The sequence below is a fragment of the Pontibacter ramchanderi genome, from assembly GCF_002846395.1.
Classification (GTDB): domain Bacteria; phylum Bacteroidota; class Bacteroidia; order Cytophagales; family Hymenobacteraceae; genus Pontibacter; species Pontibacter ramchanderi.
The window spans coordinates 233,913-254,017 of sequence record NZ_PJMU01000002.1 but is presented as its reverse complement, the minus strand read 5'-3'; the positions used below and the strand labels follow the sequence as shown (position 1 = coordinate 254,017).

General features: G+C 51.6%; 15 protein-coding genes. 6 read left to right on the top strand and 9 right to left on the bottom strand.

What is annotated here, in order from left to right; translation table 11 throughout:
* Positions 1-26 precede the first annotated feature (26 nt).
* Both BD749_RS07890 and BD749_RS07885 read right to left on the bottom strand, forming a co-directional pair.
* Entirely contained in the window at positions 27-1,526 is a 1,500-nt protein-coding gene (locus tag BD749_RS07890) for a SusD/RagB family nutrient-binding outer membrane lipoprotein (RefSeq protein WP_101443863.1), read from the bottom strand.
* Between the two features lie 18 nt (positions 1,527-1,544).
* Positions 1,545-4,706 (bottom strand): SusC/RagA family TonB-linked outer membrane protein, encoded by a 3,162-nt coding sequence (locus BD749_RS07885; protein ID WP_101443862.1) that lies wholly within the window; start codon positions 4,704-4,706, stop codon positions 1,545-1,547.
* Between the two features lie 1,045 nt (positions 4,707-5,751).
* Between BD749_RS07885 and BD749_RS07880 the strand changes: the two genes are divergently transcribed.
* The 3 genes from BD749_RS07880 (at position 5,752) to BD749_RS07870 (ending at position 11,188) form a co-directional block, all read left to right on the top strand.
* Positions 5,752-8,877: a SusC/RagA family TonB-linked outer membrane protein gene (locus tag BD749_RS07880; RefSeq protein ID WP_245868914.1), complete on the top strand. Its 3,126-nt coding sequence runs from the start codon at positions 5,752-5,754 to the stop codon at positions 8,875-8,877.
* 18 nt (positions 8,878-8,895) lie between these two features.
* The gene (locus BD749_RS07875) at positions 8,896-10,476 is read left to right on the top strand and encodes a RagB/SusD family nutrient uptake outer membrane protein (protein WP_180336350.1); all 1,581 of its coding nucleotides are present in this window, start codon (positions 8,896-8,898) and stop codon (positions 10,474-10,476) included.
* Positions 10,477-10,570: 94 nt separating this feature from the next.
* A complete protein-coding gene (locus tag BD749_RS07870) occupies positions 10,571-11,188 on the top strand; it encodes a ribonuclease HII (protein ID WP_101443861.1) in 618 nt (205 codons plus the stop codon).
* A gap of 6 nt (positions 11,189-11,194) precedes the next feature.
* Here the strand turns inward: BD749_RS07870 and BD749_RS07865 are convergent, their stop codons facing one another.
* Positions 11,195-11,629 carry a response regulator gene (locus tag BD749_RS07865; RefSeq protein ID WP_101443860.1) on the bottom strand — a complete coding sequence of 145 codons (435 nt, stop codon included), beginning with the start codon at positions 11,627-11,629 and terminating at the stop codon, positions 11,195-11,197.
* Between the two features lie 46 nt (positions 11,630-11,675).
* Positions 11,676-13,145 (bottom strand): sensor histidine kinase, encoded by a 1,470-nt coding sequence (locus BD749_RS07860; RefSeq protein ID WP_101443859.1) that lies wholly within the window; start codon positions 13,143-13,145, stop codon positions 11,676-11,678.
* 407 nt (positions 13,146-13,552) lie between these two features.
* Here BD749_RS07860 and gcvT point away from each other — a divergent pair, with 407 nt between their 5' ends.
* Together gcvT and BD749_RS07850 are read left to right on the top strand one after the other, a co-directional pair.
* Complete coding sequence (gcvT, locus tag BD749_RS07855) at positions 13,553-14,641, top strand: glycine cleavage system aminomethyltransferase GcvT (RefSeq protein ID WP_101443858.1); 1,089 nt, start codon at positions 13,553-13,555, stop codon at positions 14,639-14,641.
* 87 nt (positions 14,642-14,728) lie between these two features.
* The gene (locus BD749_RS07850) at positions 14,729-15,457 is read left to right on the top strand and encodes a 2-phosphosulfolactate phosphatase (RefSeq protein ID WP_101443857.1); all 729 of its coding nucleotides are present in this window, start codon (positions 14,729-14,731) and stop codon (positions 15,455-15,457) included.
* A 164-nt stretch (positions 15,458-15,621) separates the two neighbouring features.
* On the opposite strand, the gene BD749_RS07845 is transcribed toward BD749_RS07850, so the two are convergent.
* The 4 genes from BD749_RS07845 to BD749_RS07830 all read right to left on the bottom strand — a co-directional run bounded on the left by BD749_RS07845 (position 15,622) and on the right by BD749_RS07830 (position 18,153).
* The gene (locus BD749_RS07845) at positions 15,622-15,948 is read right to left on the bottom strand and encodes a nucleotide pyrophosphohydrolase (RefSeq protein WP_101443856.1); all 327 of its coding nucleotides are present in this window, start codon (positions 15,946-15,948) and stop codon (positions 15,622-15,624) included.
* A 17-nt stretch (positions 15,949-15,965) separates the two neighbouring features.
* Complete coding sequence (locus BD749_RS07840) at positions 15,966-16,892, bottom strand: hypothetical protein (protein ID WP_101443855.1); 927 nt, start codon at positions 16,890-16,892, stop codon at positions 15,966-15,968.
* A gap of 92 nt (positions 16,893-16,984) precedes the next feature.
* Positions 16,985-17,437: a D-aminoacyl-tRNA deacylase gene (dtd, locus tag BD749_RS07835; protein ID WP_101443854.1), complete on the bottom strand. Its 453-nt coding sequence runs from the start codon at positions 17,435-17,437 to the stop codon at positions 16,985-16,987.
* 68 nt (positions 17,438-17,505) lie between these two features.
* Positions 17,506-18,153, bottom strand: a complete 648-nt coding sequence (locus BD749_RS07830; RefSeq protein ID WP_101443853.1) for a hypothetical protein — start codon at positions 18,151-18,153, stop codon at positions 17,506-17,508.
* Between the two features lie 138 nt (positions 18,154-18,291).
* On the opposite strand from BD749_RS07830, the gene BD749_RS07825 reads away from it, so the two are divergent.
* Entirely contained in the window at positions 18,292-19,191 is a 900-nt protein-coding gene (locus BD749_RS07825; RefSeq protein ID WP_245868911.1) for an ATP-grasp domain-containing protein, read from the top strand.
* 1 nt (position 19,192) lies between these two features.
* On the opposite strand, the gene BD749_RS07820 is transcribed toward BD749_RS07825, so the two are convergent.
* Positions 19,193-20,068 carry a universal stress protein gene (locus BD749_RS07820; protein ID WP_101443851.1) on the bottom strand — a complete coding sequence of 292 codons (876 nt, stop codon included), beginning with the start codon at positions 20,066-20,068 and terminating at the stop codon, positions 19,193-19,195.
* Positions 20,069-20,105: the final 37 nt, after the last annotated feature.

The following is a 20,105-nucleotide window of genomic DNA, read 5'->3' as shown; positions in this document are numbered from 1 at the left end:
TTTAAATCGCTTTAAAGTCAAATACACTATTCGCTCATCCACCAAACCGGCACCAGCAAGCCCGACGGGTAGTCCTGCAGCGGCACATTTTGCGAGTTACCTTGAATTTCTCCCAATGCGTATGGCCAGCGGGTAGGGATCCTGGTAACACCCACCTGTGGGTTCTGGGTCAGTTCAAGCCTGGGGTATCCTGTGCGCCTGTAATCGTTGTAGGCTTCGTAGGCATTGCCCACCGAAGAGGCCCACTTGTCCCGGATCAGGATGTTCAGTTTGCCCTCGGTAGAACTGGCCGCCTGAAAAGCTGCCACTCGCCTATCGATGTAAGCGGTAGCATCTGTCTGGAAGTTGGCCGGCAGGTTGCCAGCCCCTACAAAGGCGGCGATGTCGTCAAATTGGGCCCGGAGCGCTTGCCTGAAGTACTCAGCCGGGTCGCCGGGCGTGCCCAGGGTAAGAGCGGCCTCAGCAAGCCAGAAGTTCACCATGGTGAGCGTAATAAGGCGGATCGGCGCGCCTCCACCATTCGTAATAGTGCCATTCGCATTCTGAGTGCCGTTGCCTACCACGTAAACGCCCCAGCGCGATCTGTTCGGACTTGTGAATGGAACTGCCGTGAACACCCCGTTGTCGTATGTGACATAGCTGCCGTTGGTTCGGGTGAAGAACACGGGCAACCTGGGGTCGTTGAGCGCCGAGAGCGAATCGTAGAAGCGCTGGCTCAGGATCATGTCGTTGATACGGGTCTGGTGCTGGTACATGTAAATAGGGTTGAACGACCCGGATGAGGGGAAGAAGTTGACGTTGAAGTTTTCTGCGTTAGAAGAGATCAGGTTGCCTTCCGTAACCAGCTGTGTAATGGCGCTTGCCGAGTTTGGGTTTGCCTTGCGGCTTTGCAGGTATAGCTTCAGCTTGATCGAGTTGGCGGCCTTACGCCACTTGGCCAGATCGCCCTGGTAAATCTGGTCCCCGACTGATGCTGCAATGACTGTGGTCCTGTCGAGGTCGGCCAGACCCTCATCCAGCAACTGCACCACCCCGGCGTATACCTGTTCCTGCGGATCGTAGACTGGTCTGGGGAACTCCTCATAGTTCAATGCCTGCGAGAAGGGAATATCGCCCCAAAGGTCCGTCGCGACCAGGTATACATAAGCCTGTTGAATGCGGGCCATACCGGCGTAGTGGAAATTTCCTTCTTCCCGGCCTTGCTGCACGATCTGCTCCAGGTCATCCAGCAGGGTGGCGTAGATGGCATTCCACTCGTTGTTTTCCGGAGAAACATTATACCTGTCGTAGGGGTCTGTTTGCGTACCGGTGCCGGCCATCTGCTGCATCCAGAGCGAGCTGATGATCTGAGCGGTGTTCCCCACGAAAAAGCCCGTGCCTATCTGTGCGCCCGGCAGCAAGCTTTGCACCGAGGCGTTGGGCAGGTTGTTTGGGCTCACGTTCACATCCAGGTAATCGTCACAGGAGCTGGCGATTGCCAACACAACCGTCAGCACCACACCTATTATATTTGTTATCTTTTTCATATGCTTTGGTGTCTAGAATTAGAAAGTGAAACGGAGGTTTACACCGTAGTTTCTGACAGCTGGGGGAGAGTTGAACTCAAAGCCCCTGGTATTACCGCCAAGCTGGTTCGACTCTGGGTCGGCGTGTGGCAGATTTGGTGCATAGAAGAACAGGTTGCGGCCGGTTATGGAGATGCTGGCCGCCCCGAAAGGCGTGCGCTCCAGAATCGAGGCAGGCAACTCATAACCGAGTGTTACCTCCCGCAATCGGAACACTGATGCATCGAACACAGCAAATTCGTTCGCGGCATTCAATGCAACCCAGTACTCCTGCGCCGATATTTGGGTCGTGTTTGGTCGGGAAGTTCCGTCTGCATTGAGGATCACACCCTCAAACATGTAAGGGCGCTCGCGGTCTGTCTGCTCTTCGAGCACACCGCGCAATCGGGCAATCTGGGTTTGGCGGGAGTAGAAATCCCCTCCATGCACGTATTGTAGCAGCACGTTCAGGTTAAATCCTTTGTAGCTGAAGTTGTTGCCCAGGCTTCCCCACCAGTCGGCGTTCGGGTCGGCAATAATCTGTGGGTTCTGGTCCACCACCGGCACACCCGTGTTGGGGTTGATGATGAAGCGGCCCTGGTCGTCGCGAAGGAAAGCAGACGACTGGATCACGCCGAAGGGTTGGCCAGGTATAAGCACCGGACTGAGACCTGTGAAGGCGCCGGTACCGGCACCGGTCAGCAAAGTAAACTGGTTCAGGCCGGGTGCCAGCGACACCACCTTAGACTTTATGTCCGTAAAGTTCACGTTAACATCCCAGCGGAAGCCGTCCTCAGAGGTGAAGGGCGAACCGGTTGCCGAGATCTCCCAGCCTTTGTTCTGGATCTCACCCGCGTTTTGGGTAAAGGTAGTGAAGCCAGTAGAGCCCGGTACGTCCACGTTGAAGATCTGGTCAGTGGTTTTGTTGAAGAAGTAGTTCACATCGAGCGAGGTTCTTCCATCGAACAGGCCCAACTCAACACCTGCTTCGTATGAGGTGGTGAACTCGGGGTTCAGATCCAGGTTGCCCCGTCTGTTGCTGCGCGTTACCGCCGCCACCGTGCCATTGAAAGGGAAAGAAATACCAGCCACGTTGTTACCAAAGCCCTGGTTCACAAACACGGTGTTGGTCAGGTATACGCCGGCGTCGTTACCTACACGGGCGTAGCTGCCTCTTAGCTTACCGTAGCTGAGGATGGGGTTGGCGATGTCGAAGGCATCCGTAAACACAAAGCCAAGGCTGGCAGCAGGGTAGAAGTAGCTGTTGTTGTCGAGCGCCAGGGTAGACGACCAGTCATTTCGCCCCTGCAACTCCAGAAACAGCCAGTTTCTGTAAGAAAGGCCGAGCTGCGAGTAGAGCCCCACCAATCTACGACGCGTTTCAGTGTTCGTTGGGAAGATATTGGTATTCGTGTGGTTGATCAGGTTGTAGAACTCCGGCGTGATCAGGTCCTCTGCTCTGATGTTTCGGTTATCTGTGTTGATCGTGTTGATCTGGTTTCCGAGCAGGAATCGCAGGCTGATATCCTCATTCAGGTCCTTAGTATAGACACCGAACACATCCTGGTTGAACTGACGGTAGAAAATGTCGTCGTAAATCTGGGAGCCCCGGCGGTTGAGTGCTGTGTTACCGTTCGAGTTGATCGAGCCGAAAGCGATTGCTTCGCGTCGTCTGTCCGAGTACTGGTCCAGACCTACGCGGTAGGTAAAGCTCAGGTCCTGAAAAAACTGGGGTTTCCAGTTGAGGGTGGCACTTGTAATGGTTCTGTTAACCTCGCTTTCGTAGAAGTTTTCGTTGACGCTCCACCGCGGGTTATCGCGGGCAAGTTGTGTGAACAGGGTAGGTGCCTGTTGGCCGGGGCCTATCTTGTAGGGTACATTGTTCACGTCGAAGCTCCTGGGTATAAAAGGAAGCGTGAACCAGGGGCTGGTACCGGAGTTACCCTGCAAAGAGCCCTCTTGCTCGGTGTTGGCATAAATAATAGAGGCGTCGACCGAAATGCCATAGGAGAGCTCCGCTGTGCCGGCAGCCCGGAGCGAGAATCGGTCGAGCCCGCTGTTCGGGATGATACCGGACTGGTTTGTGCTGTTGGCGCTAAAGATATACCTGGTGTTAGCACCTGCGCCTGCCAGTTGCAAACCATTGTCGAAGATCGTGCCTGTCTCAAAAAAGTCTTTCACATTGTCGGGGTAGGCTCTGTACTCCAGTGTTTCCTGCGGGTTGCCGGGTACGTTGGGCACGGTGGTTATGCCTGGTGTGCCAAACCTGGGGCCCCAGCTATCGGTCACGTTCGGGCTGTAGCGGAAGTTTGTTCCCGCCCCGTAATCATTCTGGTACTCAGGCAGGCCATACACGTTCTGTAGGTTGAAGGATGAGGTCACGGTCACCTCAAATTTTTTGTTCGCATCACCCGCCTGCCCTTTTTTTGTTGTGATGATGATGGCACCGTTCGCCGCCCTGGATCCGTAAAGCGCCGCCGCAGCCGGGCCTTTCAGTACCGTCATCGATTCGATGTCGTTCGGGTTGATGTCGAGGCCGCGGTTAGAATAGGCGGCGCCACCCACCGTTGGCGCGGAGGTGAAATTGGTAGAGTTATCGATCGGTATGCCGTCCACCACAAAAAGCGGCTGGTTGTTACCGGTGGCAGACGAGATACCCCTGATGAACACCTGTGTACCGGCACCTGGCAAACCGCTCGAGGAGATGATCTCCACACCGGCCACCTTGCCCTGCAAGGCATTCACCACGTTTGGCTCAGAGCGCTGCGCTAACTGCTCTCCGCCCACATTCTGCACAGCATAACCCAATGAGCGCTCGGTTCGCTCTATACCTACGGCCGTTACCACCACCTCCTGCAGTTGCCGGGTATCTACGCTCATGGTCACATTGATGGTTGTTTCGTTGCCGATATTTCGCGTAACGGTGGTGTAGCCTATGAAGCGGAAGACGAGCGTGTTAGAGCCTTCCGGCACATTGATCGTGTATTCGCCGCTTGCCCCAGTAGCAGTGCCGACCGTGGTGCCCTGCACAAGTACCGCAACACCAGGCAGTCCCTGCCCGGTTTCCTGGTCTGTTACCGTACCTGTAACTGTTCTAGTCTGTGCCATGCCTTGTTGCAGAAAGACGAGCGCCAGAATAAAACTTAGTAGTAGTCTTTTCATGGTCCCAAAAGGTTTCAGATTGATGGTGAGCTAGTGAAGATCAGTTTTAAAAGTGCCACGAGGGGGCACTCACAAGCGAAGCAAAGTATACTCTGGTAGCTGGTTTGCTACAATAGTATTTATAGTTAATGTTTAAACACCTAATATAGTGACCTATATATTGTTTAATGTTATAGTTCAATTAAACAACAATAACATTATACGTCTTAAAAATTGATTGGAGTCTGATTTATAGTATTTTAACTAAAAAAAACTAGTATTATGCTTAATGCAAACTATTTATATATTTATATTATTTGAGGTATGAATGGCTGTTTGTACCAGAAGGGGTAGCAGGTCGGTTGGAGGTGCTGGAGCTAAGTTGACACATGTATTTTAAGCAATAGGAGTACCTTTTTTTCCTGAAAACTACTTGGCGCGGCATAGAATTCAAATGCTTAAAACAGCATCTGCTACCTATTTCTCAAATGGTGGCAAGGGCCATTTTATTTGCCGGGAGCATTGCTGCAACAAGCAGCCCTTAAAGCAGCTAAACTGCTGCTAAGGGACTGTGACGGTACTTTATTTGGTATATGTTATAACACTGAATTAGAGTTAGTTACAAAACATGAAATGTTGTATTTAAATCGTGTTCTTGTAATATATTTATGCGATGATATGGAGTGTTGTTTTGGGTTGTTATTCATTATCAGGATGTTGTTAGTTGAAAATCCCTCCAGTTATTTAGTTTAGATTTGCAATAACACAAGATGGATGTTTAAAGCTTTGATTAAGAAAGGGATAGAGGCGATAATTTTTAAATAGCAGTTTTGTATATATTAGAAACTATGCTTAGTTTGGAGCAATCAAATTATCCAGAGAGTTTATTTAAATACTAAATAAGCTTATATAATTAATGTATGATTGTTGGTATTGACACTGTGTCCGGTCTGTTAAGAACCGCTATACAGACTTTGTGTTTATACTAGCTTTTAGACTTTGCTTTTTATAAACCTTAAACCTAAATCTTAACTACTATTTATCTTTCACCTCAATTAACAGACCAATGAAAAAACTACTACTATTGAGTTTTGCGCTGGTATTCGTCGTGCTTCAACAGGCATTGGCGCAGGGCAGAACTGTTACGGGTACTGTGACAGACCAGTCGACTGGCCAAGGCCTTCCTGGTGTTGCAGTGCTTGTAAAGGGCACTAGCACCGGTACGGCTACCGGTGCAGACGGTACCTATTCTATTAATGTACCGGCTGATGGCAACACACTTGTATTCCGCTTCCTGGGTTACAGAACGACTGAGCGTGCTATCGGTACGGCAGCTACTATTAACGTAACACTGGAGATCGACCAGAGACAACTTGACGAAGTTGTGGTGGTTGGTTATGGTACACAGCAGAAAAAAGACGTGACCAGCTCTATTGCACAGGTAAAGGGTGAGACTATTGCCAATTTGGCAACGCCATCTTTTGACCAGCAGCTGGCCGGTCGTGCTTCTGGTGTTCAGATCACGCAGCCATCCGGTATCCTGGGTGCGCCTCCAAAGATCAACATCCGCGGTGTAAACTCTATTTCTTCTAACACGCAGCCACTTATCGTAATCGACGGTGTGCCTGCTACCTCAGGTAACCTGGGTGGCTTTACGCCTTCTAACGCCCTTGCTGACATCAACCCGAACGATATCGAGTCATTCGAGATCCTGAAGGACGGTGCTGCTACAGCGGTTTACGGTTCACGTGCCTCTAACGGTGTTATCCTGATCACAACCAAGCGTGGTAAATCAGGCCAGGCTAAGTTCTCTTACGACGGCTGGGCCGGTTCTGCAAAAGCGATTGAGCTGCACGACCTGCTGAACGCACGTGAGTTCGTTGACATCACAAACGAAAAGTATGCAAACCTGGGCCAGTCTTCTCCGGCTGTTTTGGGTGATGTAGACACTGACTGGAACAAAGAAGTATTCCGTACTGCTTTCCAGCACAGCCACGCTTTCTCTGCCAGCGGTGGTACCGACAAGACGAACTACTACTTCTCTCTTGGTTATTCAAACCAGGAAGGTATTGGCCGTGCCAACAGCCTGGAGCGTTACTCAGTTCGCACAAACCTGCAGACAAAAGTAACCAGCTTCCTTGATTTCGGTTTGCAGGCCGGTTTAACAAACCAGATCAACTCTGGTCCGCTTACTGGTTCTAACAACCTGTCTGGTAACATCTTCGGTGTGATCCGTATGCACCCTAACGTGCCTGCTCTTGATCCAAACGACCCAACAGGTTATAACATCGACAATGACAACCCAAGATCACTTGGCCGTGGTCCAAACTTAGGTACAATTGCCAACGGTATTCCAAACATCCGTTTCGTGTTGGATAACAACGTACGTAAGGCAACTACTTACCGTGGTCTGGGTAACGTGTTCCTGGATTTCAAACTGGTTGACAACCTGCGTTTCAGAACTCAGTTGGGTGCTGACTTGACATTGGTAGATGACTTCCTGTTCAACGATCCACGTCATGGTGACGGCCAGGGTTCTAATGGTATCGTTTCACAGGCTTACTCTCCAATCAAAGCATGGAACTGGCAGAACATCCTGAGCTACAACAAGTCATTCAACGAGGTGCATAACCTGGACGTGACTGCTGTACAGGAATACAACAAGACAAGATCAAGCTTCTTCCAGGCACAGGGTACAGGTCTTTCTGACCGTTTCTTCAACGAAAACCTGGTGTCAGGTGCTTTCGCTAACCAGTTTGCTTTCGGTGGTATCAGTGAAAACGGTCTTGCCTCTTACCTGGGTCGTTTCAACTATAACTATGCTGGCAAGTACTACATTGGTGCTTCTATGCGTGCTGACGGTCTTTCTAAGCTGTCTGAAGACAACCGCTGGGGTTACTTCCCTGGCGTGTCTGCCGCCTGGAGAATCTCTGAAGAAGAATTCTTCAAGAACTCATCTGCTCTTAGCGTAATTTCTGACCTGAGACTGCGTGGTAGCTGGGCTGAGGTAGGTAACATCGGTATCCCTGGCAACTATCCATACCTGGGTTCATTCGGTGCTGCTCAGTACGGTACATTCAACGGTATCGCCTTCAACAACACAGGTAACCCTGATCTGCGTTGGGAAGCTCAGAAAATCACTGACTTTGGTATTGACCTGGGCTTGTTCGACGGTCGCCTGAACGTAGAACTGGCTTACTGGAAGAAGAACAACTCTGACATCGTGTTGCAGGCTCCAACTCCTCCATCACTGGGTGTGCCTAACAACTTCATCACACGTAACATCGGTCGCGTTGACAACGACGGTATCGAGATTGGTATCTCTGGTACAGTAATCGACAAGTCTAACTTCAGCTGGAACTCTAACTTCAACTTCTCTACGCAGAACAACGAAGTAAAAGGACTGGTGGACGGTCAGGACATCGTATTTGAATACACGATCCACCGTGAAGGTGAGTCTATCAACTCAATCTATGGCTACCAGTTCGAAGGCGTAAACAGAGCAAACGGTAACCCAATCTACCGCAAAGCCGATGGCTCACTGGTACAAGGTAACATCTCTGGTAACGGTGGTTCTGCTAACGTATACTACGGTTATGATCCAGCTAACCCGAACGCACTGGGTGCTCAGTCTTCTCTGTCATCTGCTGACAAAGTGATCCTGGGTACTACACTTCCTAAGTGGTTCGGTGGTTTCGACAACACCTTCAAGCTGGGTAACTTCGACGCTAACGTGTTTGTTCGTTTCTCTGGCGGCAACAAGATCATGAACCGTACGCGTCAGGACCTTTTGACAATGGCGTTCGAAAACAACGGCCGCGAGATTCTGGGCAGATGGCAGTCTCCTGAGAACCCTGGTGATGGCCAGACGCCAAAACTGGCTGCTGGTGCCAACTATGGTAACTTCATGAACACAAACGGTGAAGCTTCTTCACGTTTCGTTGAGAGCGGTAACTTCCTGAAGGTGAGCAACCTGTCACTTGGTTACACACTGCCTAAGACACTGTCTGACCGCATTAGCGTTGACCGTCTGAGAATTTACGCTCAGGTACAGAACGCATTCGTGATCACTGATTACTCAGGTCTTGATCCAGAAACTTACACTAACCTGAACAACAACAACCTGGGTGTTGACTTCAACGGACAGCCGCAGCAGCGTGTATTCACAGTTGGTTTAAACCTTGGCTTCTAATTTCTTAATTCCCTTAAAATGAAAAATAGATCATTCATCAAAAATAAACTGAAGTTAGCGTTGCTCGCCCCTGCGGTGTGCTTCTCCCTGATGCTGACTTCGTGCGAGAAAGACGTAGTGGAGCTGGATCCATTTGACCGTCTGACTGAAGCAAGTGCTTTTACAACTCCTGAGCGTGTAGAACTGGCTGTAGCCGGTGTGTACGATGCTGCCCAATCTGGCTTTTATGCTGGTGGTGCTGTGCGTGGTTATCCGTTTGGCGCTGCGCACGTAGAGCAAGGCGATAACCGTGGTGAGGACATGCTGAACCTGGAGGCGTTCTACGCTATCACGTACGGTTCTACTTACAACGCGGCATCTGCCAACAACGTGTACCACTTCGAAACACTTTACTCAGTTATCAACAAGGCAAACATTGTAATTGAGGGTGTGGAGAAAGCCGTGGCGGACGGATTGATTACGCCTGAAGTAGGCAATGCTTACCTGGGTGAAGTTCGTATGCTGCGTGCCCTTTCTAACCACGAGTTGTTGGTGCACTTTGCGCGACCTTACAATCACACTGCCGACGCTTCTCACCCTGGTGTTCCGATCAGAACGATTCCGGTAAACACTCCGGCTCGTGTAGAAGAGGCAAGACAGCAAGGTAGAAATACAGTGAAAGAAGGATATGATGCCATCCTGGCTGACCTGGATTATGCTGAGACTAACCTGCCGGAGACCCGTGCAGCTGGTGCTAAAATTTCCAGAGCTACAAAAGGTGCTGCTATTGCGCTTAAGTCGCGCGTGAAATTGCACATGCGTGACTGGCAAGGCGTAGTGACAGAAGGCAACAAGCTGATCACTGGTACTACGACTTTCACAAGTCCAATCGGTGGCTACGCTCTTACAGCTTCTCCGGATGCTCCTTGGGCCAGCAACTCCAGCAACTCTGAGTCTATCTTCTCGTTCATGAACACGGCTAACGACAACGCCAGTGTGAACGGCTCTTTAGGACAGATGTATTTTGCAGGTACAGGTGGTCGTGGTCTGGTAGCTATCAGCCCGCTTATCTGGAACGCAGCTTTCTGGCCAGCAAACGACGCCCGCCGTCAGATCATCACCACTACTTCACGTGCGATCTTCACCAGAAAGTACAGAGACCCTCAAACGCAGACGGACTGGTCACCAATCATTCGTTATGCTGAGGTGTTGCTGAACGTAGCGGAGGCTGAGTCAAGACTAGGCAACAGCGGCAGAGCGCTGGACCTGCTTAATGCAGTTCGTGGCCGTTCTACTGACCAAACCTACAGTGGCCTTTCTGGCGACGCTTTAACTCAGGCCATCGTAAACGAGCGCCGTATTGAGTTCCTGGGCGAAGGTATGCGTTGGAAAGACATCCACCGTCTGGCAAAAGAAGGTAAGTTTGGCCCGGCTGGTATACCTGCTAAGGTAGCCTCTACGTCTAACCACATTCCGCAGTACAATGCGGCAAGCGGTACGTTCCCGGCTGCTACTATACCTTTCATTCCTTACGACGACTTCCGCTTCATCTGGCCAATTCCGGTTTCTGAGGTTGCTTCTAACCCTGTGTTAGCTGCACAGCAGAACCCTGGATATTAAGCCCAGCGGCTAGTATAGATTAAAAAAGCCCTGCCAGCTAATGCTGGCAGGGCTTTTTGTTTTACTTTTGATGCGCTGAACTTCGCTTCATATCATGAACCTACTCCCCAACTACAGCGGCTATACCCTGGAAGCAGGTATAGACGAGGCGGGCCGCGGCTGCCTGGCAGGCCCCGTTGTGGCCGCAGCCGTTATACTGCCGCCAGACTATAGCCATACTTTACTGAACGACTCTAAGCAGCTAAACCACAAGCAAAGACTGCAATTGCGGGTAGACATAGTGCGTGATGCTGTTGCCTGGGCCATAGGAGAGGCAAGCCCTGCTGAAATTGATCAGATCAACATTTTGCAGGCGACTTACCTGGCCATGCACCGTGCCATAGCCGGCCTTGGTGTGGTACCGGAGTACCTGATCGTAGATGGTAACCGTTTTAAGGGATACGGAGAGCTAGGCCATACCTGTATCGTGAAGGGGGATGGGAAGTACCTGTCAATAGCGGCAGCCTCGGTACTGGCTAAAACCCACCGCGATGAACTGATGTGTGCGCTGGCCAGAGAACACAGTGCTTACGGCTGGGAGCGAAACGCAGGGTACCCCACCAAGGAGCACCGCAACAGCATTGCGCAGTACGGAACCACGCAACACCACCGCCTGTCGTTCAGGCTGCTGTCAGAGGAGCAGTTGTCGTTGTTTCCTGAAAAAAATAAATAGGGAAGCCTATTTCAGTTTGATGAGGTCCAGGAAAAGCGTGAAGTTGTCGAGGGAAGACGGACTGGCTTCGAAGTTATCAAAGCTCATAGGCTTCACGATGTAGCCCGCTACGTTCAGTTTCTGAGCAGCCATCCGGTCTGTCTCTTCGTTGGAGGTGGTCATGATAAAAACCGGGATGTGGCTGAATTCCGGCTCGTGGCGCAGTTCGGCCAAAAACTCCAGCCCGTTCATGCGCGGCATGTTGATATCAAGCAGGATGACACTGGGAGCAGGGGATATTTTAGGCACGCCGCTTCCGCGCAGCATGTCAAGCGCCTCACGGCCGTTGCGGGCTACGTGTGTCGGGTGTGTAATGCCTATTTTCTTAAGTTCGCGTTCTACATTCATAATATCCAGATAGTCATCTTCTACTAAAAGGATATTAACGTCTTTATTTATCATAGCACTTCTTGAAAGTCGATAATCAAAATTAGTATAATTATTTCAATTATGCCTGATTTTTAGGCCAAGTAAAACTGAATGTTGCCCCTTGGCCAGGGCTGGAGGCTACCCAAATGTTGCCGCCATGGTGCTCCACAATCTTTTTCACGATGGCTAGTCCCACGCCTGTACTCTCCACGGCATCGCGCTCCTGTAGCGTCTGGAAAATCACGAAAATGCGCTCGTGGTACTCTGGTTCTATACCTGGCCCATCATCTGACACCGAGAAGGTATAGAAGTTCTCAGCCTCCTGGCAGGTGATGTCGATGCGGCCATCCTTGCGGTTGTGGTACTTAATGGCATTTGAGATCAGGTTCAGGAATACCTGGTGTAAATGCACACGTTCGGTATAGATCTGGGGCATGCCTGCGCCGATGGTAATGGTAAAGCCCTCTGGCGGCGAGGCCATGTCCGTCACCTCGGTCAGCAGTTGGTGCACATCCACCATTTCCTGTACGTAGCTGTTGCGGTCCACGCGGGCCAAGGCCAGTATACCGTTTATCAGGTTCTCCATCCGATGCACGCGCACGCGCATCATCATCAGATACTCTTTTATGTTGTCGGGCAGGTTCTGGCCCATGTCTTCCTTCACCCAGCGCGATGCCACTTCTATACCTCTCAGCGGCGCCTTCAGGTCATGGGACACCACATAGGCAAACTGGTCGAGCTCTTTGTTCTTGCGGTCCAGCTCCGTAAACGTCTCGTCAATGGTGGCCGACATGCGGTTCAGGGAGTACGACAGCTGGCTCAGTTCGTCTTTGGAGGTATCGACGATCTGCGTCTGGTACTCGCCTTTTGATATCTTATCGGCCAGCGTCACCATTTTCATGATGCGGTTGGAGATGATACGGGTAATGTATAAGGCCCAGCCAAGCCCCAGCAGCACCGACAGTATGGTAAGAACGGTGGACACCTGCCTTGTAGTATTGATACTGGTGTTGAGGCGATCATTTCTTTCTCCGCGCAAGGTATACTCGTGCGCGTTAAACACCCGGAAGTCTGTTCGGATGGTGTCCATCAACACTTTTTCGCCCAGTACCAGGGTGTCGAGTTTCATGTCGAAGGCGCGGGAGGAGTAGTCGAGGGTGTCGCTTCTCTTCATCTGAATGAGTGGCTCGGCGTACTGCTCTATCCAGTAATCGTGCGTACTGATGATCTTATCGAGTTTCTGCTGCTGGCTTTCTGAGGCGGTATAGCTCCTCACGTCGTCGCGCAGCCTGGGGAGGATGCGTTTGGCCTCATGGTAGGGCTCCAGAAACACTTCGTTTCCATTCAGCAGGTAGCCGCGCAAACCCGACTCCATGTCGATGATGTTACGCTGCAGCGAGGCCGAGTTTCGAACAACGATCTGAGAGCGGCTTACCCAGCGCATGTTCTCGATCACGTCCTCCGACAGCCTGAAGTTGACAATAGCGACCGTGGTAAAAAGCAGGGAAATCAGGACAAACCCGATAAAAAGCTTGGTTGATAGCTTCATGGAATATTATCTGGTGCGCGCCGAAGAGAGTTTTTGAAATGGCAGACGATATCCTGCTAAGATAGTAAAAATGCCGCGAAGCCCAGTAAATTCCAGGACAAAAGACGTGGTACCCGGCGACTTGGGCAAACAATAGGCAGGCACACGATTTTGGTGCGCGAAGCAGTTAAAAGTGAAAAATGGCATGGGATCCTTTTGGCTAAAAAAGTGACGGGTTGGTTTACGCACCGGCCTCTGCAAGGTTATGCACACCAGAGTGTGGATAAAAATCTGACGCTGGTCAGCACCTGTAAAACCTGCCGGTAAAACATGGGGCGCCAACGCCAATCTTGTTCTGACATAAATTTAGGAAGCGGTTTTATTTTACTTAATTTTGGGCATCTACTTTATTAGCAATCAAATCTGATATGGAACTGAAGAAAATAGCTTTGAATGATGTGCACGAGTCGCTGGGAGCGAAGATGGTGCCTTTTGCAGGGTATAACATGCCGGTGCGCTACTCATCTGATCTGGAGGAGCACAACACCGTGCGCAATGCGGTAGGTATATTTGACGTGTCGCACATGGGCGAATTCCTGGTGAAAGGCCCTGAGGCGCTAGACCTGATCCAGCGCATCACTACGAACGATGCCTCTAAGCTGACCCCCGGCAAAATTCAGTACTCCTGCTTCCCCAACGAGGAGGGCGGCATTGTGGACGATCTGCTGGTTTACTGCATGGCCGAAAACGAGTACATGCTGGTGGTGAACGCCTCAAACATCGACAAAGACTGGGCCTGGGTGAACAAGTACAACACCAAAGGTGCGGAGCTGCAAAACATTTCGGATGAAATGTCGCTGTTTGCCGTGCAGGGACCTAAGACGGTGGAAGCGCTACAGTCACTCACTTCCGTAGACCTGGCCAGCATGGTGTACTATACCTTCGAGAAAGGTGAGTTTGCCGGTGTGCCTGATGTTATACTCTCTGCCACAGGCTATACCGGTTCCGGTGGATTCGAGATTTATGTGAAGAACGAGGATGCTGAGAAGGTATTCCATGCCATCATGGAAGCCGGCAAGGAGCAGGGCATTAAGCCAATCGGTTTGGGTGCCCGCGACACGCTGCGTCTGGAGATGGGCTTCTGCCTCTACGGCAACGACATCGACGATAGCACTTCGCCACTGGAGGCCGGCCTGGGCTGGATCACCAAGTTCGACAAGGACTTTGTGAACGCCGAGAGCCTGAAAGAGCAGAAGGCGGCTGGCGTAACCAAAAAGCTGGTTGGTTTTGAGATGCTGGAGAAAGCTATACCTAGATCGCACTACGAGATCGTGAACGCCGAGGGCGAGAAGATAGGCGAGGTGACGTCAGGCACTATGTCGCCATCTTTGGGCAAAGGCATCGGCATGGGCTACGTGCAAACAGAACACAGCAAGCCGGGTACCGAAGTGTTCGTACGCGTGCGCAACAAAGACATGAAAGGCCAGGTAGTGAAGCTGCCGTTTGTGAAAAAATAGCTTGATTGTTGATTGTTAATTGTTGTTCGCAGGACCGGACATTTTTAATGATCAACAATCAACAATATAACTATCAACAATTAATACATGCCAAGCATAGATGTGTGCTACAGCCCCGAGCTGCTGCACCTGTACGAACTGGAGGGAAAGGCGGTGGTGGCTGTGGATATTCTGCGGGCGACCTCTACTATGGTGACAGCCTTTGCGCACGGAGCCACTGATATTATACCTGTTATGCAACTCGAGGAGTGCCGCAGTTACGCCGAGCAGGGCTGTCTGACGGCGGCGGAGCGCAATGGCATTAAGGCTGAAGGCTTCGATCTGGGTAACTCGCCCTTTGCCTACATGAACGGGCAGGTACAGGGCCGCACGGTGGCCATTACGACTACCAACGGCACCCGGGCCATCCGTCTATCCGAAGCCGCGGCCGAGATTGTGGTGGGTGCTTTCCTGAACCTGGAGGCTGTGGCGCAGCACCTGCGCGATCTGCAACTGGATGTACTGGTAGTATGCGCCGGCTGGAAAGGTAAGTTTAACCTCGAAGACACGCTCTTTGCCGGGGCCCTGGCTGAGCGGCTACACGGGGAGTTTGCATTCGAGAACGACGCCACCCTGGCCTCGCTATACCTGTACCACGCCGCCAAAAGCGACATGGTTACCTTCCTCCGCCAGTCCTCCCACGTGCGCCGCCTCGAAAACCTGGAGATCCACAAAGACATCGAGTTCTGCCTCCAGCACGACACATACAGCGTGCTGCCTGTTTGGAAAGGAGATAGGTTGGTAAACCTGAGGGAATTTAAAAGTTTAGGAGTTTAGGAGTTAGAGAGTTTAAGAAATCAGAAGTACTCTCTTAAAAGAAGTACTCTATCCGGAAAATTAAAATCTATAAAAACAGAGCAGGGACCATCTTAATGGGGTCCCTGCTCTGTTTTTATTTTAACTCTTTCCTTTATCACTCTTAAACTCCCCAACTCTTTAACTTACTTCAGTTTCTCGTTCTGCTTATGCCTTTCGCTGTCGCGGGAGGTTTTTTTGTCGAGGTTTTTGCGGAGGGCTTCGGTCAGGTCTATACCTGTTTGGTTGGCGATGCAGATGAGCACGAAAAGCACGTCGGCCAGTTCGTCGGAAAGTTGTTTGCCCTCATCGCTTTTCTTGAACGACTGCTCACCATACTGCCGTGCCATGATGCGGGCCACTTCACCCACCTCTTCCGTCAGGATGGCCATGTTGGTGAGCTCGTTGAAGTAACGAACACCGTTTTCTTTGATCCAAGAATCTACAATGCTTTGGGCTTCGGCAATGGTCATTGGTATAAGGCTTTTGGTTATTTGCCAAATTTAATCACAAAATCCACGTAAGGCACCCCGATCGGGACCGTTGCTGCAATATCGCCATTGTTGATAAAGGCCAGATCAACAGTTATACGCTCGCTCATAAACCGCAGGCCGTACGAGATCAGGCCATAATAACCGTCGCTGGGCACCAGCCAGTTCTCCGACACCAAGCCTACCCTCCGACTGATGCGTTTCATGCCGCTTAGGTTGATAAATGGCTTTTGAGAGAACTCGCTGTCCACAAAGCCATAACCCAAGCCCAGGGTTACGTTGTCGTCGGTGTTGCCGTACGTTGCGATGCCGTAGCCAATGCCTAGTCCGGAGAAGTCTTCCTCCACTCCAACCACATTCATGTAAAGCAAACCACCGCCTGCCCGCCATTTGTCATTTATCTCGAAGCTGGCTTTGGGCGCGATGTAAAAAGCCGGGGTGCCCGAAAAAGTGGAGATCAGCTCGAAGCCACCGCCCATCGTAAAGTTATCGGTAATGCCGAAATGAAACGAGTTGAGCACCAGGTAGGTGTTTTGGAAATAGGCTTCGCCTTTCTTGAGGCTAAATGCCGAGGGAGAGAACAGGTAGCGGGTGGCATTGGGGTTTTCGAACCAGTAGGCACCGTCGCGTATCCGGCTGTCTTCTATGATTTTGGTGCTTTTGATCTGGGTATGGGGAATCAAGACCTCTCCGGCGCTATCGGTTTGGAGCCGTATGCCGCCCTCGGTCTGTCCTAGATAGATACCCTGGATGACAGAGCCGTCGCGTGTTTCCACGATCCAGCGCTTGCCAATTACGCTCTTGGTGAGCGTAGTGTCGGTCTGGGCCCGAGCGCCAAAAGCTATACCTGTTAAAAATAGGGCGCACAGCATCAGCCGGGCGAGGAGTTGAGGCAGACGTACTGCCTGATTAGATATGGCTTTCATAAAACCCGTCCGATAAGGTATAACTTATATACGTAAAAATATATAAATTAATCCTTTTATTTTTCAAGTGCGTCTCAAAATTTCGAGGCGGTTTATTCCCTGTTTTTAGAGTCGATGGTGATGGTGACGGGCCCGTCGTTAAGAAGCGCTACTTTCATGTCGGCCCCAAATTCGCCGGTCTGTACCTGCTTGCCCAGCGCCTCCGCCAGAAGCGCGACAAAACGCTCATATAGAGGTATGGCCACAGCAGGCGGAGCCGCCTGGATGTAAGAAGGCCGGTTACCTTTTTTGGTAAGGGCATAGAGCGTAAACTGACTGATCACCAGCAGATCACCCTGCACATCCTGCACACTCAGGTTCATTTTGTCATCAGCATCGCTGAAGATGCGAAGCTGCACCACTTTGTTGGCCATCCATCTCAAATCTTCTTCTGTGTCGTCTGTCGTAAAGCCGGCGAGTAACAGCAAGCCAAGGCCGATCTCGCCTTTTACCTGGTGGTTGATGGTGACAGATGCCTGGGTGACGCGTTGGATAACGATGCGCATGAGGTATACCTTTGGTTCAGCTGCAAAGGTAGGGTTTCTGGTGTATTTATACCTGGGCTGAGGGGCGCTTAGTCCACATAACCCTCATACCGGATGCGGTTTACTTTGCCGTTTTTCAGGAAAAAGCGCAGCGAGATAGGAGCACCCTCCACAGTGGTGGCCACAATTTCGGAGTTGGTCTGCAGAATGCGCACATCGAAGTTTTTGAGCTTGGTCATCAGCTCGGGCTGTCCCATGCCTACCTTCATGTTGTTGCGCAGGGCGATGCCCCCATTGCGGATGTCGGCCACCTGCAGCAGCAAGTCGCCGGTTTGGGAAGGAGCGTATAGCTCAATCACCGACTCACCGAAGCGGATGGTATAGATCGTGTCCGTAACGGCGGGGCGGTGCATGTTCTCCACGGGGTCGGCATCAAGGGTGAAGTCTGTGTTGATGCGGGCAAAGTAAGCGTCCAGCTTTTTGCTCTGTCGGTAATCCGACAGGAAGGGATTGCCCAGAAAATCGATAGTGGCCGCCGGACCCGCTGGCTGGCGCCGGGCCAGCAGGGTGTCTGGTTCGGTGTGCTGGTTGCGTTCCCGCGGTTCTTCTTTTTGCTCCTCGAGCGTGTCCTCTGGCCGGCAGGCGGCCGCCGTGGTACTGATCAGCAATAGCAGGACCAACAGGCGTACAGAAAGGCTGTACCTGTGTCGTAAGCTGAAGCTGAGAAGATGTAACATGGTGTAGGTTAAAAAGCGGGAAAGCAAATTATACTTTTCATACGAGAACAGACGTTCTTAAAGTTTTGTTTATTTGGAAATTTATTCTGTAGATTCTGCGGGGTATAAAGTATAATTTTGCGGCAAATATCCACATTTATGTCATTACAACAAATAGCTTTGGTCACTTGCCAGAGCCTGGGCAACTACACCGCCAACGCTGATAGCGAAGACGAGCGCCTGTACCGTTTTTTGGCCGAAAAAGGCCATCAAATTTCTTTTCAGGTATGGGATGATGAGCAGGTGGACTGGACTGCTTTCGACGCCATCATCATCAAGTCACCCTGGGATTACTTCGACAAAATAGAGGCCTTCTATACCTGGCTCGACAAACTGGAGGCCCTGGGTTGCCGGGTGCTCAACCCGGTGAAAACACTGCGCTGGAACGCCGACAAGATATACTTCAAGGACATGCAAACGCAAGGTGTTAAGATTGTGCCCACCGTGTGGCTGGAACAGGGCGCCACGTTCGATCCAGACAGTGTGTTTGAGGCGATCGGGCGGGAGAAGGTCATTGTGAAGCCCCGTGTTAGCGGAGGCGCCAAGAACACCCTGGCCATCAGCAGAGCCGAGGCCGGCAGTTTCACAGCCCGCATCAATGGCTTGCTGCAGGACGAGCCCTTTTTGGCACAGCCGTTTCTGGAGGAGATCAAAACGCAGGGCGAATGGTCTTTTATTTTCTTTGGTGGCAGGTATAGCCATGCCGTGCTCAAAAAAGCCAAGTCAGGCGATTTCCGGGTGCAGCACTTTTTTGGTGGGAGCGTGCATACGCCGGCGCCGCCTGCCCGCCTGCTGCAAACTGCTACCGCTATTGTGGAGCAGTTTGCCCAGGACTGCCTCTACGCCCGCGTTGATGGCGTGGAGCTCGATGGCGACCTGGTGCTGATGGAACTTGAACTGATCGAGCCCTTCCTGTTCCTGAGCACCAGCGAAGGGGCTTTGGAACGCTACCATGAAGCTTTCCTGTCGTTGGCAGGACAGCTGGCAGAGAAGGTATAGCTTAAACCTTGCCCTTAAAAACGAGTACAGGCAGCGGCGCGTGCAGTACCATTTTCTTGGCCAGACTTGGGTTGAAAAGTGAGTCGAAGGTGCTACGCTCCTGGGTGGTGAGGGCCAGCAGGTCGATGGCTTCGCTGCGGGCAAAGTCCTGCAAGGCTTCGGCTACGTCGCTGCCCTCCAGCAGGGCGTAGCGGATGTCGTTTTCAGGGGCGCCGTGCTGAAGGTTCTGCTGCAACTCCAGCAGTTTTTCGCGGTCTTCCTCCGGGTCGTCGGAAATGTGCACGCAGTAGATCATGGGCTGCAGGTGGCCAAACAGCTGCCGGATACGGTCTATGTCGGCCACGTCGGTCTTCCCGAAATCGGTGGCGTACAGAATGCGGCCAGGTATAGCACCATTGAATTGATTCGGCACTGTCAGCACAGGCACGCGTGCCTCTTCGATCACCTTTGTAGACACCGTGCCAAACACAGCCCGCCCGAAGCTAGCCTCGCCCTTTGTGCTCATAACCACCAGAGCCGGACGGAAGCGCTCTGCCTGCTCAGGTATTTCCTCTTCGGGCAAACCGTGAATAAAAGTCCGCTCGATGTAAAGGCTGCTGCCCATGCTTCGGGCTTTGTGCTGCAACTCCTCGTAGAGCGCCTCCAGTTGCTCGAGTGCCTCCGTCTCGTTTCGGTGCAGCACGCGCTCAGCCAGTTGCTCCGAGGGGTTCAGGTGAGCGGCGCTGGCAGGCACCGGGTCGGCATCGGCCAGGTAATCCTGAAAGCAGTGGAGCAGCAGCAACTTGGCTCCGGGCACCTTTGCCGCCAGTTGTAGCGCGTAATGGCTGGCCTTGGTGGAGCCTTCCGAAAAATCGACGGGAGTGAGTATCCGAAACATGTTTGGGAGTTATGGGTTGGCCCATATATACGTACAT

What these genes read in the sequence shown, in the direction of transcription:
- BD749_RS07890 (WP_101443863.1), bottom strand. Translation starts at nt 1,526, where the DNA reads ATGAAAAAGATAACAAATATAATAGGTGTGGTGCTGACGGTTGTGTTG.
- BD749_RS07885 (WP_101443862.1), bottom strand. Translation starts at nt 4,706, where the DNA reads ATGAAAAGACTACTACTAAGTTTTATTCTGGCGCTCGTCTTTCTGCAA.
- BD749_RS07880 (WP_245868914.1), top strand. Translation starts at nt 5,752, where the DNA reads ATGAAAAAACTACTACTATTGAGTTTTGCGCTGGTATTCGTCGTGCTT.
- BD749_RS07875 (WP_180336350.1), top strand. Translation starts at nt 8,896, where the DNA reads ATGAAAAATAGATCATTCATCAAAAATAAACTGAAGTTAGCGTTGCTC.
- BD749_RS07870 (WP_101443861.1), top strand. Translation starts at nt 10,571, where the DNA reads ATGAACCTACTCCCCAACTACAGCGGCTATACCCTGGAAGCAGGTATA.
- BD749_RS07865 (WP_101443860.1), bottom strand. Translation starts at nt 11,629, where the DNA reads ATGATAAATAAAGACGTTAATATCCTTTTAGTAGAAGATGACTATCTG.
- BD749_RS07860 (WP_101443859.1), bottom strand. Translation starts at nt 13,145, where the DNA reads ATGAAGCTATCAACCAAGCTTTTTATCGGGTTTGTCCTGATTTCCCTG.
- gcvT (WP_101443858.1), top strand. Translation starts at nt 13,553, where the DNA reads ATGGAACTGAAGAAAATAGCTTTGAATGATGTGCACGAGTCGCTGGGA.
- BD749_RS07850 (WP_101443857.1), top strand. Translation starts at nt 14,729, where the DNA reads ATGCCAAGCATAGATGTGTGCTACAGCCCCGAGCTGCTGCACCTGTAC.
- BD749_RS07845 (WP_101443856.1), bottom strand. Translation starts at nt 15,948, where the DNA reads ATGACCATTGCCGAAGCCCAAAGCATTGTAGATTCTTGGATCAAAGAA.
- BD749_RS07840 (WP_101443855.1), bottom strand. Translation starts at nt 16,892, where the DNA reads ATGAAAGCCATATCTAATCAGGCAGTACGTCTGCCTCAACTCCTCGCC.
- dtd (WP_101443854.1), bottom strand. Translation starts at nt 17,437, where the DNA reads ATGCGCATCGTTATCCAACGCGTCACCCAGGCATCTGTCACCATCAAC.
- BD749_RS07830 (WP_101443853.1), bottom strand. Translation starts at nt 18,153, where the DNA reads ATGTTACATCTTCTCAGCTTCAGCTTACGACACAGGTACAGCCTTTCT.
- BD749_RS07825 (WP_245868911.1), top strand. Translation starts at nt 18,292, where the DNA reads ATGTCATTACAACAAATAGCTTTGGTCACTTGCCAGAGCCTGGGCAAC.
- BD749_RS07820 (WP_101443851.1), bottom strand. Translation starts at nt 20,068, where the DNA reads ATGTTTCGGATACTCACTCCCGTCGATTTTTCGGAAGGCTCCACCAAG.